This window comes from Paenibacillus sp. J31R98, assembly GCF_056269245.1.
Genome location: NZ_JBWDNO010000002.1, coordinates 644,254 through 659,972, shown reverse-complemented (window position 1 = coordinate 659,972; position 15,719 = coordinate 644,254). Strand labels below are relative to the sequence as shown.

16 protein-coding genes are annotated in these 15,719 nt (G+C 51.3%); 13 read left to right on the top strand and 3 right to left on the bottom strand.

The window, feature by feature from the left end; translation table 11 throughout:
- Positions 1–136: 136 nt before the first annotated feature.
- The 6 genes from AC0YNX_RS11585 to AC0YNX_RS11560 all read left to right on the top strand — a co-directional run bounded on the left by AC0YNX_RS11585 (position 137) and on the right by AC0YNX_RS11560 (position 6,634).
- A complete protein-coding gene (locus AC0YNX_RS11585) occupies positions 137–877 on the top strand; it encodes a pseudouridine synthase (protein WP_475815828.1) in 741 nt (246 codons plus the stop codon).
- 103 nt (positions 878–980) lie between these two features.
- Positions 981–1,511: a redoxin domain-containing protein gene (locus AC0YNX_RS11580; RefSeq protein WP_475815827.1), complete on the top strand. Its 531-nt coding sequence runs from the start codon at positions 981–983 to the stop codon at positions 1,509–1,511.
- Between the two features lie 21 nt (positions 1,512–1,532).
- Positions 1,533–3,197, top strand: a complete 1,665-nt coding sequence (gene resB / locus AC0YNX_RS11575) for a cytochrome c biogenesis protein ResB (RefSeq protein WP_475815826.1) — start codon at positions 1,533–1,535, stop codon at positions 3,195–3,197.
- Entirely contained in the window at positions 3,194–4,453 is a 1,260-nt protein-coding gene (ccsA, locus tag AC0YNX_RS11570) for a cytochrome c biogenesis protein CcsA (RefSeq protein ID WP_475815825.1), read from the top strand. The genes resB and ccsA overlap by 4 nt, the downstream gene beginning before the upstream one ends.
- 51 nt (positions 4,454–4,504) lie before the next feature.
- On the top strand, positions 4,505–5,221 hold the full coding sequence (locus AC0YNX_RS11565) for a response regulator transcription factor (RefSeq protein WP_475815824.1): 717 nt from the start codon (positions 4,505–4,507) through the stop codon (positions 5,219–5,221).
- Positions 5,222–6,634 carry a HAMP domain-containing sensor histidine kinase gene (locus AC0YNX_RS11560; protein ID WP_475815823.1) on the top strand — a complete coding sequence of 471 codons (1,413 nt, stop codon included), beginning with the start codon at positions 5,222–5,224 and terminating at the stop codon, positions 6,632–6,634. It abuts the gene before it with no gap.
- Between the two features lie 243 nt (positions 6,635–6,877).
- On the opposite strand, the gene serA is transcribed toward AC0YNX_RS11560, so the two are convergent.
- Positions 6,878–8,470, bottom strand: coding sequence for a phosphoglycerate dehydrogenase (gene serA, locus AC0YNX_RS11555; RefSeq protein ID WP_475815822.1), 1,593 nt, complete (start codon positions 8,468–8,470; stop codon positions 6,878–6,880).
- A 278-nt stretch (positions 8,471–8,748) separates the two neighbouring features.
- On the opposite strand from serA, the gene AC0YNX_RS11550 reads away from it, so the two are divergent.
- Complete coding sequence (locus AC0YNX_RS11550; protein WP_475815821.1) at positions 8,749–9,075, top strand: rhodanese-like domain-containing protein; 327 nt, start codon at positions 8,749–8,751, stop codon at positions 9,073–9,075.
- A 16-nt stretch (positions 9,076–9,091) separates the two neighbouring features.
- Here AC0YNX_RS11550 and AC0YNX_RS11545 read toward each other — a convergent pair whose 3' ends face one another.
- Positions 9,092–10,012, bottom strand: a complete 921-nt coding sequence (locus AC0YNX_RS11545; protein ID WP_475815820.1) for a hypothetical protein — start codon at positions 10,010–10,012, stop codon at positions 9,092–9,094.
- A 158-nt stretch (positions 10,013–10,170) separates the two neighbouring features.
- Between AC0YNX_RS11545 and AC0YNX_RS11540 the strand changes: the two genes are divergently transcribed.
- Genes AC0YNX_RS11540 through AC0YNX_RS11530 form a run of 3 tightly spaced genes read left to right on the top strand, consistent with a single transcriptional unit; the run spans position 10,171 to position 11,893 of the window.
- Positions 10,171–10,761 carry a lysostaphin resistance A-like protein gene (locus AC0YNX_RS11540; protein ID WP_475815819.1) on the top strand — a complete coding sequence of 197 codons (591 nt, stop codon included), beginning with the start codon at positions 10,171–10,173 and terminating at the stop codon, positions 10,759–10,761.
- Positions 10,762–11,001: a hypothetical protein gene (locus AC0YNX_RS11535; protein WP_475815818.1), complete on the top strand. Its 240-nt coding sequence runs from the start codon at positions 10,762–10,764 to the stop codon at positions 10,999–11,001.
- Between the two features lie 46 nt (positions 11,002–11,047).
- A complete protein-coding gene (locus AC0YNX_RS11530; protein ID WP_475816231.1) occupies positions 11,048–11,893 on the top strand; it encodes a metallophosphoesterase in 846 nt (281 codons plus the stop codon).
- Here AC0YNX_RS11530 and AC0YNX_RS11525 read toward each other — a convergent pair.
- The gene (locus AC0YNX_RS11525) at positions 11,859–12,890 is read right to left on the bottom strand and encodes a polysaccharide deacetylase family protein (RefSeq protein WP_475815817.1); all 1,032 of its coding nucleotides are present in this window, start codon (positions 12,888–12,890) and stop codon (positions 11,859–11,861) included. The genes AC0YNX_RS11530 and AC0YNX_RS11525 overlap by 35 nt on opposite strands.
- 182 nt (positions 12,891–13,072) lie before the next feature.
- Between AC0YNX_RS11525 and AC0YNX_RS11520 the strand changes: the two genes are divergently transcribed.
- The 3 genes from AC0YNX_RS11520 to AC0YNX_RS11510 all read left to right on the top strand — a co-directional run bounded on the left by AC0YNX_RS11520 (position 13,073) and on the right by AC0YNX_RS11510 (position 15,691).
- Complete coding sequence (locus tag AC0YNX_RS11520) at positions 13,073–13,411, top strand: hypothetical protein (protein ID WP_475815816.1); 339 nt, start codon at positions 13,073–13,075, stop codon at positions 13,409–13,411.
- Between the two features lie 271 nt (positions 13,412–13,682).
- Entirely contained in the window at positions 13,683–14,288 is a 606-nt protein-coding gene (locus AC0YNX_RS11515; RefSeq protein ID WP_475815815.1) for a genetic competence negative regulator, read from the top strand.
- 161 nt (positions 14,289–14,449) lie between these two features.
- Positions 14,450–15,691, top strand: coding sequence for a Glu/Leu/Phe/Val family dehydrogenase (locus AC0YNX_RS11510; RefSeq protein WP_475815814.1), 1,242 nt, complete (start codon positions 14,450–14,452; stop codon positions 15,689–15,691).
- Positions 15,692–15,719 lie beyond the last annotated feature (28 nt).

Here is a 15,719-nt window from a genome sequence, read left to right as displayed (position 1 = left end):
TGGAACAATAGGGTAAGCCTGAGTGAGCGGAACGACGCCTAATAAGCGCTCTTCGCTGACGAGGGCTTATTTGCCGTACGTACACTTTCTTTCCTTGTATCATTTAGGGTATGATGGTGGGTGAGGTGAAGATCATTTGGAACGTTTACAGAAGATTTTAGCGCAGGCGGGAGTCGCATCGCGCCGCAAATGTGAGGAATTGATTTTGTCCGGTGTTGTCGAGGTTAACGGTGAACCGGTCACGACGCTTGGCGTGAAGGCAGATCCGGCCGTGGATGTCATTACGGTCAAAGGGCGCCAGATCAAGGGCGAGAGCAAGCTTTATCTAATGCTTCATAAGCCGAAGGGCGTTATTACAAGCGCAAGCGATCCGCAAGGCCGCAAGGTGGTTAAGGATTACTTGCCGGGCATTAAAGAGCGTGTTTATCCGGTCGGACGGCTGGATTACGATACGGAAGGGCTGCTACTGCTGACCAATGACGGCGAATTTGCCAATTTGCTGACGCATCCGAGCCATCACGTGCCGAAGACGTATTGGGCAACAGTGAAGGGGATCCCGCACGGCTCCGCGCTGGAGCGGCTGCAGCAGGGCATTCTGCTTGAGGACGGAATGACTGCGCCTGCAGAAGTTGAATATCACGACGTGAATACAGAGAAGAATCAGGCGACGATTAATATTACGATCTACGAAGGTCGTAACCGTCAGGTACGCCGGATGTTCGACGCCATTAACCATCCTGTCGTCTTGCTGAGAAGGGTACGCTTTGGCGAGCTTGGCTTGCACGGACTGGCTCGTGGCAAGTTCCGCCATTTAACGCCGAAGGAAGTGCAGGAGCTGCGCTCATCGGCGACCAAGACACATAAAATTCAAAAATAACGAGCGGCGGCAACCTCAATTGCCGTCCAGTTTTCGTTATAATGAATAGAGCCCAAATGAAGTATTTTGCAGCATAAGAACAGGCGGTGAAGACGAGCACGTTATGAAAAAAAACCGCAGAATGATTCAATTGGTTATTTTCCTCGGCGTCCTGCTGCTCGGCGGTTATGCGATTGGTAATTCGCTATTTGCAGCCAAGGACGGACAGCTTCCCCGCAAAGGGTCCAAGCCACCGGAGTTTGCACTTCTTGGCACAGACGGGAAGACTCATCGGCTATCGGACTATAAGGGGAAGGCGCTTGTCATCAATTTCTGGGGTACATATTGTCCGGGCTGTGTAACAGAAACGCCGGATTTAGTCGCTCAGTACAACAAGCATAGCGGGGAACCGCTCGAAGTGGTTGGCATTAATTTAGGTGAGGACAGCATGGCTGTAAACAATTTCGTGAAGCAATACGACATCAATTACACCATTCTGCGCAACGAAGCAAATGATGTACAGCGTAAATACGGTTTAAGATCGTATCCCACTACCTTCTTTGTGAAGCCAGACGGAACGATTATGGATGTTTTCGTCGGTGCAATGGCGGAAAAGGACATGGATGAGCGCATCACGAAGCTGCTGAAGTCCTAGCCATGAAGGAGGTAGCTACAAGTGTTAGCTTTTGAGAATACGAAATGCGAGTGCGGCCACCAGAATCCGGTTGGCACCGTCTTGTGCGAAAGCTGCGGCTATCCACTTGAAATCGGTGAACAGGAGAACGATGAGCCGCTTGAAATGCGTTACGACGGCATTGCCCGCCGCTCGCAGAAGTCCAATCCGAATGTGATTGACCGCGTCTGGAAGTTCTTCTCGTCGGTTAAAGTCGCGATCCGGCTCATTATCATTACGCTGCTGGCCGCGATGATCGGAACGATCTTTACACAGGAAAATGCCTTTATCTCGTTTGATCCTTCCACCTATTATGAAGAAAGGTATGGCTGGATCGGTGAGTGGTACTACAAGCTCGGCTTCTCGAATACGTACGAGTCGTGGTGGTTTATCCTACTGCTCGTCATGATCGGCACTTCGCTTGTTATTTGCAGCCTTGACCGGGTACTGCCGCTCTATAGGGCGCTGAATAAGCAGCAGATTCGCAAGCATGCCACTTTCCTGACCCGACAGAAGACGGTATATACTGGCGAGATCCAAAGCTCAGAAGAGGCTTGGACAAGCAGCCTCGGCGAACAACTGAAGCGCAAGCATTACCGTGTTCACCAAGAAGGCAATGCGCTGCTCGCGGAGAAATACCGGTTCAGCCGCTGGGGTCCTTATATCAACCATATCGGACTTATCGTTTTCCTTCTCGCTGTATTGCTCCGGTCGTTGCCAGGCTGGGCGATGGATAACTACGTAACGGTACCGGAAGGCTCGACCGTCCAGATCCCCGACACGAAGTACTATATCAAGAACGAGAAATTCACGATCGACTATTACAAGGATGCAGAATTGCCTGCGGAGCTCAAGGGTACAGCTCGTGCGAAGCTCTATGAGACGAGAGCAGTGCTGTATACTTGTGACGCGGATTGCGATGATCCGTCGAAAGATCCGCAGCTGACAGAAGTAGTGCGGCACAATATCGTCGTGAATGATCCGCTTTCTTATAAGGGATTGAAAGCTTATCAGTTCGGATTCGACGATACGCCAAAGCTCAAGGCGGTCAATCCGGTGCTGATCGATCATAAAACTGGCAAGACGTACGGCCCGTTCAAGCTGGATATGAAAGACCCTCAGCTGACGTACAACCTCGGATCGTATACGCTTGAGTTGAAGCAGTCCTATATGGACTTCGCCCTTGATGCAGAAGGCAAGCCGACGACGAAGTCTCGCGAACCGAATGCGCCTGCGTTTGTATTCGTCCTGAAGGGACCAGACCTCGCAGCTGAAGGCGATCCTTATATGTATTTTCCGAAGCAGAACGATAAAGTCCGCTTCAGCCAGGATATGATCAACGGCGAGCTTGCCAAGCGATTTGAGATCAAAGTGCCGGCTATGACTGGCGTAGAGTTTGCTCCTGTCGAGACATCACTGAATATCCGTACGGACCGCGCGATGCCATACATCTGGTTCGGAGCAGGGATATCGATGTTCGGCCTGCTCATCGGCTCTTACTGGCATCACCGGAGAATATGGCTTCGTATCGATGACGGACAAGTGACGCTTGGCGCACATACGAACAAGAATAATTACGGCATGCGTGCCGAGGTCGCTTCCGCGCTGCGCGGTATAGGCATCGTCGTAGAGCCGAAGTCGCTCGATAACGGGAGGAACAGATCGTGAGTTTGCTTGATTTCAGCAGCGACGCGTTTATCGTCGCATTCTTTCTATACTGCTTTGGCTTTATGTTTTATGGCATTACCGCTCTCGGACGCAAATGGAGCGACCGCAGCCCAGAGGAGCATGTGCGCCGCTGGGGGCGCATCGCATACTTCGTATCGCTGCTCGGCTTCGCTGCGCATCTGACGTTCTTCTTCACACGTTGGGCGGGTGGTGGCCATATCCCGACGAGTAACATGTACGAGTTCATGACGTTCCTGGCGATGGCGATTATGTTCGCCTTCATCATCGTCAACGCGATTTACCGCAAGCCGCTGCTTGGCTTGTTCACATTGCCGCTCGTCGTTATCATCGTTGCGTTCGCAGCGGTGTTCCCGCAAGAAGTGCAGCCGCTCATTCCGGCGCTGCAATCGATCTGGCTGAAAGTTCACGTAACAACAGCCGCAACAGGTGAAGCCTTCTTCGCGGTTGGTTTTGCAGCCGGCCTTATGTACCTGCTCCGCACGGTCGACTTCAAGCAAACTAGCGAGAAAGCAAGACGCGAGCAGCGCTGGGTGGAATTCACGCTGTATGTCATCATCATTATTATCGCGTTCATCAGCTCCGTATTTGCTTTCCGCGGTGCTGGGTATGAAGCGTCGTTCACGCAGGAGAACGTCACCATTGACCAGAAGGGCGTAGAGAATTCCACGACAGAGACAGTGGAGTACTCGCTTCCGCCGATCTTCAAGCCTTATAACAGCCAAGTGGTTGCTATGGATACATTCCTTGGCATGAAGGAACCACTGCTCGAGACGCCGCACTGGATGAAGGGCGTCAACGCAGCACGCAAGCTGAACACGATTACGTGGTCCATCATTAACGGAACGATTCTGTACGGCTTGATCCGCCTTGCGCTTCGCAAACGGATTGGCGCTGCGATTAATCCGCTGCTTGGCGATATCGATGCTGATGATATTGACGAAATCAGCTATCGCGCGATTGCGATTGGTTATCCGATCTTTATGCTGGGCGCACTGATTTTCGCGATGATCTGGGCCTATATTGCCTGGTCGCGCTTCTGGGGCTGGGACCCGAAAGAAGTGTGGGCGCTCATTACATGGCTGTATTACACAGCTTACTTGCACTTCCGCCTATCCCGCGGCTGGCACGGCTCCAAGTCGGCCTGGCTTGCGGTTATCGGCTTCGTCGTTGTCATGTTCACGCTGATCGGGGTTAACCTTGTCCTTGTCGGCTTGCACTCCTATGCAGGTGTTTAGAAGCATTGAACGGTAGTATAAAGTTTAGACTTGAGAGGAGACTTGAGAGACATGTCAGAAGAACTTCACCGTATACTCGTTGTTGATGATGAAGAGCGTATTCGCAGGCTGCTCAAGATGTATCTGGAGAAGGAAGGGTACATCATTGAAGAAGCGGAAGACGGCGAGACTGCGCTCCGCCTCGCAACGGCGAATGATTTTGATCTGATTCTGCTCGACGTCATGCTGCCAGGCATAGACGGGGTTGAAGTGTGCTCGAGACTCCGCCAGATTAAGGCTACACCGGTCATTATGCTGACCGCAAAGGGCGAAGAGATGAATAGGGTGCAAGGGTTTGAAGTCGGTGCGGACGATTATGTCGTGAAGCCGTTCAGTCCGCGCGAAGTGATCTACCGGGTCAAAGCGATCCTTCGCCGCTCGTCGGCAACCGCCTTCCTGACGAAGGAAGCGATCACGAGCAACAACATCGTATTCCCACATCTCATTATCGAGCATGATGCGCATCGCGTTATGGCGGGCGGTCAGGAAGTCAGCCTGACGCCGAAAGAATATGAATTGCTGCACTATCTCGCGATTTCCCCGGACAAGGTGTTCTCGCGTGAAGAGCTTCTGAAAGACGTCTGGAACTACGAATTTTTCGGTGATCTTCGTACCGTCGACACGCACGTGAAGCGTCTGCGCGAGAAACTGAACAAAGTTTCTCCGGAAGCGGCGATGATGATCACAACGGTTTGGGGCGTAGGCTATAAGCTTGAGGTACCGAAGTAAGTGAAGATTTGGCGTAGTGTTGTAGGCAAGTTATGGATTACGATTATTGCGCTCGTTGCCGTTGTGCTGCTCATTCTGGGCATGTTCCTGTTGCAGTATATCGATCTTGCATTCAAGAAGAATTCGCATGATGTGAAGATGCTGTTCGTGTACACGTCTATTATAGGGTTTCTGCTGTCTACGTTCTTTGCCTTCTTCCTATCGACGAAGATTACGCAGCCCTTGCTGCAGATGAAGAAAGCGGCGGATCTGATCGCACAAGGCGAATACCGGACGCGGGTGCCGATTCGTTCATCGGACGAAATCGGCGATCTGGCGAACACGTTCAACCACATGGCTTCTGAGCTGGATACGCTCATCCGCGATCTGAATCACGAGAAGGAGCATCTGGCGAGCGTGCACCGCAGTATGGCTGATGCGGTCGTCACCTTCGATGCAGAGGGCCAGGTCATTCTGGCGAACCCGCACGGGCAAGAGATCGTAGATACGTGGAACGAGCTGGAGTGGACGGAAGATTATCGTCCTCAGACGCAGGTGCCTGGACCGCTCTTCGAGCTGTATCGCAAAGTTCTCCGAGAGGGCAAGGATTTATCGGACAAAGTCCACGTACAGAGCTTCGTATGGTCGGTTGTTATGGCGCCGCTCAAGTCGAACGATACCGTACGCGGAGCAGTCGCCGTTATGCGGAACGTAACGGAGGAGTCGAAGCTCGAGAAGCTCCGCCGAGATTTCGTAGCGAACGTCTCGCACGAGATACGGACGCCTCTCTCGATGCTACAGGGCTACAGCGAAGCGCTGCTCGACGATATTGCGGCTTCGCCTGAAGAACGCAAGGAGCTCGCGCAGGTCATCTACGAAGAGTCGCTTCGTATGGGACGGCTCGTGAAGGACTTGCTCGATCTTGCCCGCATGGAAGCTGGTCATATCGAGATGAAGCTGGAATCGACTGATCTGTCCGTGCTCGTGCGGCGCGTGCATCGCAAGTTCCAGGTGCTGGCTAAGGAGCAGGAGATTCAGCTGACCTATGAGCTGTCTGATGAGCCGCTTGTTATTGCGCAGGCGGATGAAGATCGTCTAGAGCAGGTGCTTACGAATTTGCTCGACAATGCAATCCGGCATACCGCCGCGAAGCATGCCGAGATCGGACTGCGCGCCAAACATGTTCTCGTGGACAATAAGCCATATGTAGAGTTGAAGGTGAAGGACCAAGGAGAGGGCATTCCGAATGAGGACTTGCCGTTCATCTTCGAGCGATTCTACAAAGCGGACAAAGCACGTACGCGCGGTGCCGGAGGCACAGGGCTCGGGCTTGCGATCGTGAAGAACATCATTGAATCGCACCGCGGCACGATCAAGGCGGAGAGTACGCTTGGAGTCGGGACGACATTTACGATCCGGCTGCCCGTTCAATAAGAAACAGAGCCGTTCCCATGGGGAACGGCTCATTTTTTTGATCTTTGAGATTGGACGGATGGTGAATGGTGGTCGACTTCAATCGGTTTGTCGGCATTAGCTAAAGTTGTGCAAAAAGTCGGTTCTTGTTGAAGGAAGTAGACTAATCTTGTTGGTCGTGAAACATTTTCATGGGTAGTCGCCCGCCTAGGGCTCCAATAAACACAAGCGCCGCCCATCGGAAGACGGGCGGCGCTGATTATTTTACAGAAGGTTAATTTCTTTCGCTTTATTCAGATCAGGCAGTTTCACAAGCTCTGCAATAATGTCCTTGGATGCGCCCTTGTCGACTGTCAGCACCATAATTGCGGCGCCGCCTACAAGCTCGCGTCCTACTTGCATCGTTGCAATGTTGACGTTGTTGCTGCCAAGCAGTGTGCCAACGTTGCCGATGATACCCGGCTTATCGTTGTGCGAGATCAGAATGAGGTTGCCTTCTGGCGCAACATCGACTGGGAAGCGGTCGATTTGAACGATGCGCGGGCCGTAGCCAGTAAGCATCGTGCCTGTAACTTGGCGAGTTGCTGTCTTGGAACGAAGCACGACCGTAAGCGAGTTCGTGAAGTCACGCGCGACGTGCGACTTCTGAACAACGACATTGACGTGACGTTCTTTTGCCAGATGCATCGAATTGACGACATTGACTTGATCCTTGCCAAGGTGGTGCGAGAGCACTCCGCGCACAACATAACGCGTCAGCGGCTGCGTGTCAACTTCAGCAAGATCGCCTGCATAGCTAACCGTAATTTCTTCGACTGCGCCTTCGATCAATTGGGAGACGAAGCTACCGAGCTTCTCGCCAAGTGCGAAGTAAGGTTGCAGCTTGTTCAGCACGTCTGCCGGAATTGGAGGCATGTTCACTGCATTCATGAACGGCTGGTCGCGAAGAATATTCAATACTTGCTCCGATACGTCAATCGCAACGTTCTCCTGCGCTTCTATAGTCGATGCGCCAAGATGTGGAGTTACGATAATTTTCGGATGCTTCAGGAACGGATGGTCCGCTGCTGGAGGCTCAACTTCGAATACGTCGAATGCCGCACCTGCAACGATGCCTTGATCCACGGCTTCAACAAGCGCGTGCTCATCAATGATACCGCCGCGTGCGCAGTTTACGATGCGCATACCCTTCTTCATCACTTCGAATTGCGGGCGGGAAATCATGTGACGCGTTTCCGGCGTAAGTGGCGTATGAACAGTCATGAAGTCTGCGTTGCGCACGATGTCGTCAACGCTGGAGAGGCGAATGCCCATCTTCTCAGCACGCTCTTCCGTCAAGAACGGGTCGTAGCCCCAAATATCCATGCCGAACGCTTTCGCACGTTTAGCAACCTCGCTGCCGATACGGCCCATGCCGAGAACGCCGAGGATCTTGCCGCGAAGCTCAACGCCTACGAAGGATTTGCGGTCCCATTCTCCGCCTACTGTCTTGTGGTAAGCTTGCGGAATGTGGCGGGCTACCGACATCATCATCGCGAACGTATGCTCACAAGTTGTAATCGTGTTGCCGTCTGGAGCGTTAATAACGATAATTCCGCGCTGGGTAGCTGCTTCCAAATCGATATTGTCTACGCCGACGCCTGCACGTCCGATAACTTTGAGCGCTTTGCCGGCTTCCATAATACGGGGTGTAACCCGTGTCTGGCTGCGCACGAGAAGTGCGTCATATTCACCGATAATTGCAACTAGCTCATCTTCACTTAATCCAGGCTTTTTGTCGACAATGACATCATCTGCATCCATAAGCTTCTGAATGCCTAAATCGCTGATTGGATCTGATACCAATACTTTAAACATGTTGGATTTGCCTCCTAAAGCGTTTGTATGATGGATGTATAGTGGAAGTGAAAGACCCTCGTCCTATAAGCTATTGCACAGCGCAGCAGCTTAGGTGAGGGTCAATTCACACGATCACACGTCAAGCTAATGTTTGAACCGGATTAATGTCGAAGCTAGGGCTGCATAATTGTTTACTATTTTATAGCAAGAAGAACCATAAAAGCAATGACTAAAACTTGCTCAATTGTGAAAATTTCGTTATGATCTACGCAAATAATGAGGAGGGGTATACGAACGTGGAGCAGTGGAGCAATATGAAACCGGAGTCATTCCTGGAGCTGGTCAAGAAGGGTGAACTGACCGCAGATCAGATTATCGACGTGCGAGAGCTGGAAGAATGGAACTACTACCACCTCGACTCAAGCACGCTTATGCCGCTGTCCGCCTTTGAGGAGAGCTCGGAGCGGATAAGTGCAGAGAAGCCTGTCTATATTATTTGTGCGCATGGTGTACGCAGTGCTGCCGTCTGCCGGTACTTAAGCGAAAGAGGATACGGCAACCTCACCAATGTTCTTGGCGGAATGGCTGCCGTATCCTCTCTGGAAGGCTTTCAGTACGATTAAAGCTTTATCTAAGTAATTATTTCTCTGGGAAGAAGAAAGGCAGCTGCGGAAGCAATTGCTTGCCGTAAAGTTCAGCCTTGCTCTCAGCAAAGTCGCCTTGGCGAACTGCATCTGTACGGATAAGCAGGTCGACAACCGATGTGACCGTCCTCTTATTCATATTAGCAGCTTGGCCCGAGCCGATGAATTGATCGACGCGTGCGGTGAGATCTTGCGGATAGAATGGCGCAAGCAGCTTACGCGAGTTCAGTTCATCGGCCATTATTTTATTCTTGATCGTCAGAGGCAGCGCGTTCCAGCCTTTGATGCTGATTGTAGAAGTAGCGGTTGGGTCGCTCGGGATGTTCGGGTCTACGGAAGCGCCCCACTTCTGCATGGCGGAGTAGTAATTCTGCTGCCCGCTCAATGCGTATTTGACGCCGTCCAGATAATAAGGATCTTTCTTCAGTGTTTTGAGCAACTCGTCAGCTTCCATGTCTTTGGAAGAGCCGGCTGCACGCTGCGCATTCTCGCTGAACATCTTGAGGCTCTTGAGCAGATCAAGCTGCGCCGATTGAAGCAGTGCTGCGCTATTCGGGACGCTTGCTTGCGCGGCTTCATTATATTTCTGGTTCGCCATGCTCGCGAGCTCCTTCAGGGCAGAGCTGATATCGCTGACTTGCGAGGTGGACAGCTTGCGCATCGTATCGAACCATTCAGTTTGAAATTCACGATATGGCAAAAATACGGTATGATAGAAAGATACGAGGTCTTGCTGCTGATAATTGCCGATCTTGACGATTTTGCCAGATAAGCCCTTTGTGTTCTCGACGAACTTTGCTTCGGTCTTGTCTGATCCAACCTGAACGCCGTAGAAGAAGGCGCCGACAGCAACAATGAGCATGAATAGGAACCCGAGGCTAAAGATCATTTCAGTACGTGTGAGTCGTTTCTCCATTATGAATCCCCTTTGTCCTATTAATAAATATATATGTATAATGAGGTTGATAGATTTCCTGCGAATCTAGCACAAACGACATGAATCGGATGTCCTAAACAAGTATAGGGTAAAAGATTTGAAAAGGAAATATCAACCTTCCATGCCAGGAGCTGAACATGAAGAAATTCGACATTCGAAATATAAAGCTGAAAACCATAAGCATCGACCAACTGGATGACCGTATGCTGCTTATTAATTTGTACGCGACACAGGCGATTACTTTAGTTATCGGTTTTATTTGGCTATTATTTCAGCATCGCAATCCATTCTTTTTATTCTCGTCAGTGAGCAATCTGCACTACCTGTACTGGGGAATCGGATTAGCCGCCGCTGTTATCGTGTTAGATTTGCTTGTTGCGAGGTTTGTACCAGATGAAGCAAACGATGACGGCGGCGTAAACGAACGGATTTTCGGCAATCGGCCGGTCTGGCATATCGCTGTCATATCGCTCGTTGTCGCGATCTGTGAAGAGACGTTGTTCCGCGGAGCCGTGCAGTATCATATCGGACCCTATTGGACGAGCATTATCTTCGCAACCATCCATGTACGCTATCTTCGCCACTGGATTCCAACTGGCCTTGTCTTCGCGATCAGCTACGCGCTTGGTTGGATCTATATTAAGACCGGTACCTTATGGGCGCCTATAACAGCGCATTTCTTGATTGATCTGATAATGGGCCTGGTTATACGTTTTCGGAGGGCATAAATGAGCAGAGTTGAGAAATTTGGCAGACGAAATGCTGTTCCGGATACAGCTAGAAGCAAGAATAAGAAGTCATCGAAACCACAGTCAGCAGATGAACAAGGGAACATGGAGCTTCCTTCACGCAGAGAGGCTCATCCATCCAATAAACAGCAAATGACGAAGTGGTTCTTCCGTCTCGTAATCGGTCTGTTTGTACTGTTAATGATCGGACTGCTCCTATGGGGCCGTCAATACTCATAATGCTTTACCGGTTCTCTACTATATCGAAAGGAGAGCTAAGATTGTGATGCTTCTGTTTGCAGCTGCAGCAATAGTTATTGTTGGATTGCTTGTCATTGTCTTATTCGTTATTCTGTCTTACCTGTATCGCTTGGATACGCAGAGCGCTGAGCTGGAGCGGCTTCCAGCATCATTCGATGGTACGAATCTTATATTCATCTCAGATATACATCGCCGCATTATCCCCGAGAAAATGATACAGAGCTGCATCGCAGCCGGAGGCGCGGATTTGGTGCTGATCGGCGGCGATCTAAGAGAGCGGAATGTGCCGCTTGAACGCACACGCAGCAATATTCAGAAGCTTGCACGCATCGCGCCGGTCTATCTCGTCTATGGGAATCATGATTATGATGGGGATATGAGGGAGCTCGAAGTGATGCTCGCAGAGGAGCGCGTCCGGCTGCTCGTGAATGAATCGGTTGTGCTGGAGCAACGGGATGGCAGCCGAATCCGGCTTACCGGCGTGGATGATCCGCGCACAAGACGGGACCGGCTGCAGATAGCGCTTCGCGAGCCGGAAGATGGCGGCATGCTGTGCACCATTGTGCTGGCGCATGCGCCGATTCTGGCTACGAGGCTTCCTGAAGATGCAGCCGTGGATCTCATCTTGGCAGGGCACACGCATGGCGGTCAGATTGCCTTGCCTTTCAGGGGGCCTGTCCTAAAGCGGAAGAGTGACTCGCCTTACGTGAGGGGCTGGTTCGAGTTTGCGAGAAAGCAAACAACCGGGGCTAAGCTGACCCGGTTGTTCGTAAGTTGCGGATTCGGCACTTCTGGATTGCCGATCCGGTTTATGACCCCGCCAGAGCTGCACCGCATCACTTTGCGGTCTGCGCGGCAGGGGGAGAACTAAGCTCGAGATCGATCGTATCGGGATCGATGAAGCCGTAGCCTTTCTCCTCGAGCTTCGTTAGCAGCGTATCGAGCGCTTCTGTTGTCCACGGAAGCTCATGCATAAGGATATTGACGCCCGGATGAAGTTGATCGAGCACGTTCGCGATCACTTTGTCCGGCTTATCCTTCGTGCTGGCGTCCCAATCGAGCGAACCGTTCGACCACGTCATGTAGAGCATGCCATGATCGCGGACGACACTCTTGACGAAGTCATTGCCGTTGCCGAACGGCGGTCGGAAGAAGACAGGCTCCTTGCCTGTAACCTCCTTCACAATTTGCTGAACGTCGCCGATTTGTTTCTTCACGGAAGCTTGAGATTCTTTCTTCAAGTCGATATGATCCCAAGAATGGTTGCCGATCGTCTGCCCGCGATCGGCTATTTTTTTGAGCAGCTGGGGATGTGCCTTTACCCGGTAGCCGTTCACGAAGAAGATCGCCTTCGCTTTATGCTTATCTAACGTGTCCAGCAGCGCTGTAACCGTCTTGTCAGCCTTCGGCCCGTCATCAAACGTGAGCAAGACGACTTTGTTCGTGGTCGTTGTCTTATCAATAGGAACGAAGCTGTACACCTTATTCATGCGGTACAGTTTCTTAGGTGCTTCGGTTGCCGGCGGAGTGTCAGTTTGGTTCGCATTGGCAGGAGTTGTATTCGCATTCCCTTCGTCCGACGCCGAATTCCCCGTTTGACTATTACTGCCTTGGTTCGTAGACGCCCCCTGATTCGCATTGTTGGCACTTGAGCTGTTGTCCGCAGGCTTCTGATTCGCATCGGAAGTCGTATTCTTATTCGCGTTCGAATTCGTTTCCGTATTCGTCGATCCGGAATCAGCCGCTGCCTCGTTCGTTTGGTTGTTTACTGCTGTCTTCGTATTGTTTCCCGAGGAACTGCAGCCGGTCAAAGCAAGGAACATCGCGATCGTAACGAGACTGAACTGGTATGCACGTCGTTTCGGCATGTAAGTATACCTCCTGTTGCCAATGGCTGCTTTCGCTTCCCTTAATAATGCCCTCATTGTATCATATTTCGATTTTGCGACGAACTTTACTACTTCCTTTATTTGTGCAGGAATGAACGTTCCTGCCCCGGGCAAGCTATACGCGAGCCTTACAGCAGCACAAGCATAAGGAGGTTTGACGAGTGAGATTAACCGGTTTTCTTATTGGAGGTCTTGCTGGTATGGCGGCCGCGGCTTATGTGGCAAGAAAGCGTCCCGGTATGTTCGCATGGGCAAGCAGCGCTGCAGGTACTGCGTTTAGTGGAATGTCGCGCGGAGTGACGCGCAAAGCAATGGGAGCAATGATGAGCCGGCAGTTTGCGCAAGAGGCGTCGCATGCTGTCCCAAAGCATACAGGCGGCTCCGCAGGCAGCGGTTCTGGTAAGGATTCATGGAGCCAGATCGAGATGCTGCTAAATAGCGATCCAGGCGTAAAGCAGCAAGTCGATGAGATTAAAGCGGAAGCAGCTAAGCCTCATTAAAAAAATTTCAAATAAAGTGCTGTGAAGAGAATCGTTTTGCCTTTCAATTGCGTATAAACAATTGACAAGGCAGCGATTCTTTTTTTGTGCCCGCGAGTAGAATTCCACCCACAGACATGCTAACATAGTTACATAGCACAATTTTATCACTCAAACAGCTGCTGCTTCATACGCTGTGTATAACAGATACGCGTTCGCGTTCAGTGTGCTTTCGAAGACAGTTTTTGCTCCGAGAACGAAGCAGATGCTTTTCGAAAAGGAGGATCCTATCATGAAAATCGAACGGCTCAATCAAGACAAAATACGTATATTCCTGACGTTCGACGACTTGCTGGAGCGGGGGATCCAGAAGGAAGACATGTGGCGCGAAATTCCGAAGGTGCACGAGCTATTCAGTGAAATGATGGATCAAGCCTACAGTGAGCTCGGTTTCGATGCCAGCGGACCACTTGCTGTCGAAGTGTTCGCACTGCCTGCTCAAGGAATGGTCGTCATCGTGACACGTGGCAAAGTGAACGGGAAGAACGATGATCACATCCATGAAGATGAGAACGATGAAGACGTATACGAGATGGAAGTAACGCTTGAACAAAGCGACATCGTTCTTTACGCGTTTCGGGACATCGAGGATGTCATCTCGGTCTGCAAGCAGCTGAAGGCTGCGGAGCTGATCGAAGATGGACGTCTATACGCCTACAACGGTAAATATATGCTTGCCTTCGAACCAGTTGGATTTGAGCTGCCGCGCTACCATGCGATTATTGCGCTGCTAGCCGAGTACGGGGAGGCAACGTCAATTACGACCGCTGTTCTTGAAGAATACGGTAAAGTGATTGTCCCTGCTAAAGCCGTTCTCGAAATTTGCACTCATTTCTAATCAAGTCCATGCGATGAAAGCATCAGATTGCGGTTTTTTCCGTAGGTCTGATGCTTTTGTTTGTTATGTGCTCTTTTTTTGTCTGATTCTGTCACCGCATAGCCTGTCCTTTTGCCGTTCATATTACAAAGGAAAAGGTGGTGAACATTCCTGTGAATGGAATGGAGAATAGCAATGTATTGACCTCGACGCAAACGGTCATTGAAGATGCGCTTCGCAAGCTTGGGTATGGCGATGATATGATTGCGTTATTGAAAGAGCCGATGCGCTTGATGACGGTGCGGATACCGGTACGAATGGACGACGGCAAGACGCGCGTGTTCGTCGGCTACCGGGCTCAGCATAACGATTCGGTCGGACCGACCAAAGGCGGCGTCCGGTTCCATCCGGATGTCGATGAGATAGAAGTGAAGGCGCTATCCATCTGGATGAGCATCAAGTGCGGCATTGCCGATTTGCCCTATGGCGGCGGGAAAGGCGGCATTATTTGTGATCCGCGCAAAATGTCCTTCCGGGAGCTCGAACGCCTAAGCCGCGGCTACGTTAGAGCGATTAGCCAAATCGTAGGACCGACGAAGGATATTCCGGCGCCGGACGTAATGACGAACTCGCAGATTATGGCGTGGATGATGGATGAGTACAGCCGGATCCGCGAATTTGACTCGCCTGGCTTTATTACCGGCAAGCCGCTCGTGCTTGGCGGTTCTTTGGGGCGCGAGAGCGCAACAGCGAGGGGCGTTGCCATTATGATTGACGAAGCGATGGCGAAGAAGGGCATTCCGCTCCCAGGCTCGCGGATTGTCATTCAAGGCTTTGGCAATGCCGGCAGCTATCTCGCTAAATTCATGTATGACGCAGGCGCCAAGGTAATAGGTATTTCCGATGTGAACGGCGCGTTGTATAATGAGCAAGGACTCGATGTTGAAGATTTGATGGATCGCCGCGATTCGTTCGGGACCATTACGAATCTGTTTAAGAATACGATCTCAAATGACGAGCTGCTGACGCTCGATTGCGACGTGCTCGTGCCTGCTGCGATCGAGAACCAAATAACGGCAGACAACGCGGACCGAATTCGTGCTAAAATCATAGTTGAGGCTGCGAATGGCCCAACGACACTCGAAGCGACTCGCATCGTTACCGAACGAGGCATCCTGCTCGTGCCGGATGTGCTTGCTAGCGCAGGCGGAGTTATTGTATCGTATTTCGAGTGGGTACAGAACAATCAAGGCTACTATTGGTCTGAAGCTGAAGTGGATTCCAAGCTGCGCGACATGATGATCCGTGGCTTTAATAGTGTATATGAGCTGCATATGCTGAAGAAAGTGGATATGCGGCTTGCCGCCTACATGGTAGGCGTGCGCAAAATGGCGGAAGCCGTCCGGCTGCGCGGCTGGGTATAACACATCCTGACGCGCGCCGCTTGCTGCT

What these genes read in the sequence shown, in the direction of transcription:
- AC0YNX_RS11580 (WP_475815827.1), top strand. Translation starts at nt 981, where the DNA reads ATGAAAAAAAACCGCAGAATGATTCAATTGGTTATTTTCCTCGGCGTC.
- AC0YNX_RS11565 (WP_475815824.1), top strand. Translation starts at nt 4,505, where the DNA reads ATGTCAGAAGAACTTCACCGTATACTCGTTGTTGATGATGAAGAGCGT.
- serA (WP_475815822.1), bottom strand. Translation starts at nt 8,470, where the DNA reads ATGTTTAAAGTATTGGTATCAGATCCAATCAGCGATTTAGGCATTCAG.
- AC0YNX_RS11545 (WP_475815820.1), bottom strand. Translation starts at nt 10,012, where the DNA reads ATGGAGAAACGACTCACACGTACTGAAATGATCTTTAGCCTCGGGTTC.
- AC0YNX_RS11540 (WP_475815819.1), top strand. Translation starts at nt 10,171, where the DNA reads ATGAAGAAATTCGACATTCGAAATATAAAGCTGAAAACCATAAGCATC.
- AC0YNX_RS11535 (WP_475815818.1), top strand. Translation starts at nt 10,762, where the DNA reads ATGAGCAGAGTTGAGAAATTTGGCAGACGAAATGCTGTTCCGGATACA.
- AC0YNX_RS11530 (WP_475816231.1), top strand. Translation starts at nt 11,048, where the DNA reads ATGCTTCTGTTTGCAGCTGCAGCAATAGTTATTGTTGGATTGCTTGTC.
- AC0YNX_RS11525 (WP_475815817.1), bottom strand. Translation starts at nt 12,890, where the DNA reads ATGCCGAAACGACGTGCATACCAGTTCAGTCTCGTTACGATCGCGATG.
- AC0YNX_RS11515 (WP_475815815.1), top strand. Translation starts at nt 13,683, where the DNA reads ATGAAAATCGAACGGCTCAATCAAGACAAAATACGTATATTCCTGACG.
- AC0YNX_RS11510 (WP_475815814.1), top strand. Translation starts at nt 14,450, where the DNA reads ATGGAGAATAGCAATGTATTGACCTCGACGCAAACGGTCATTGAAGAT.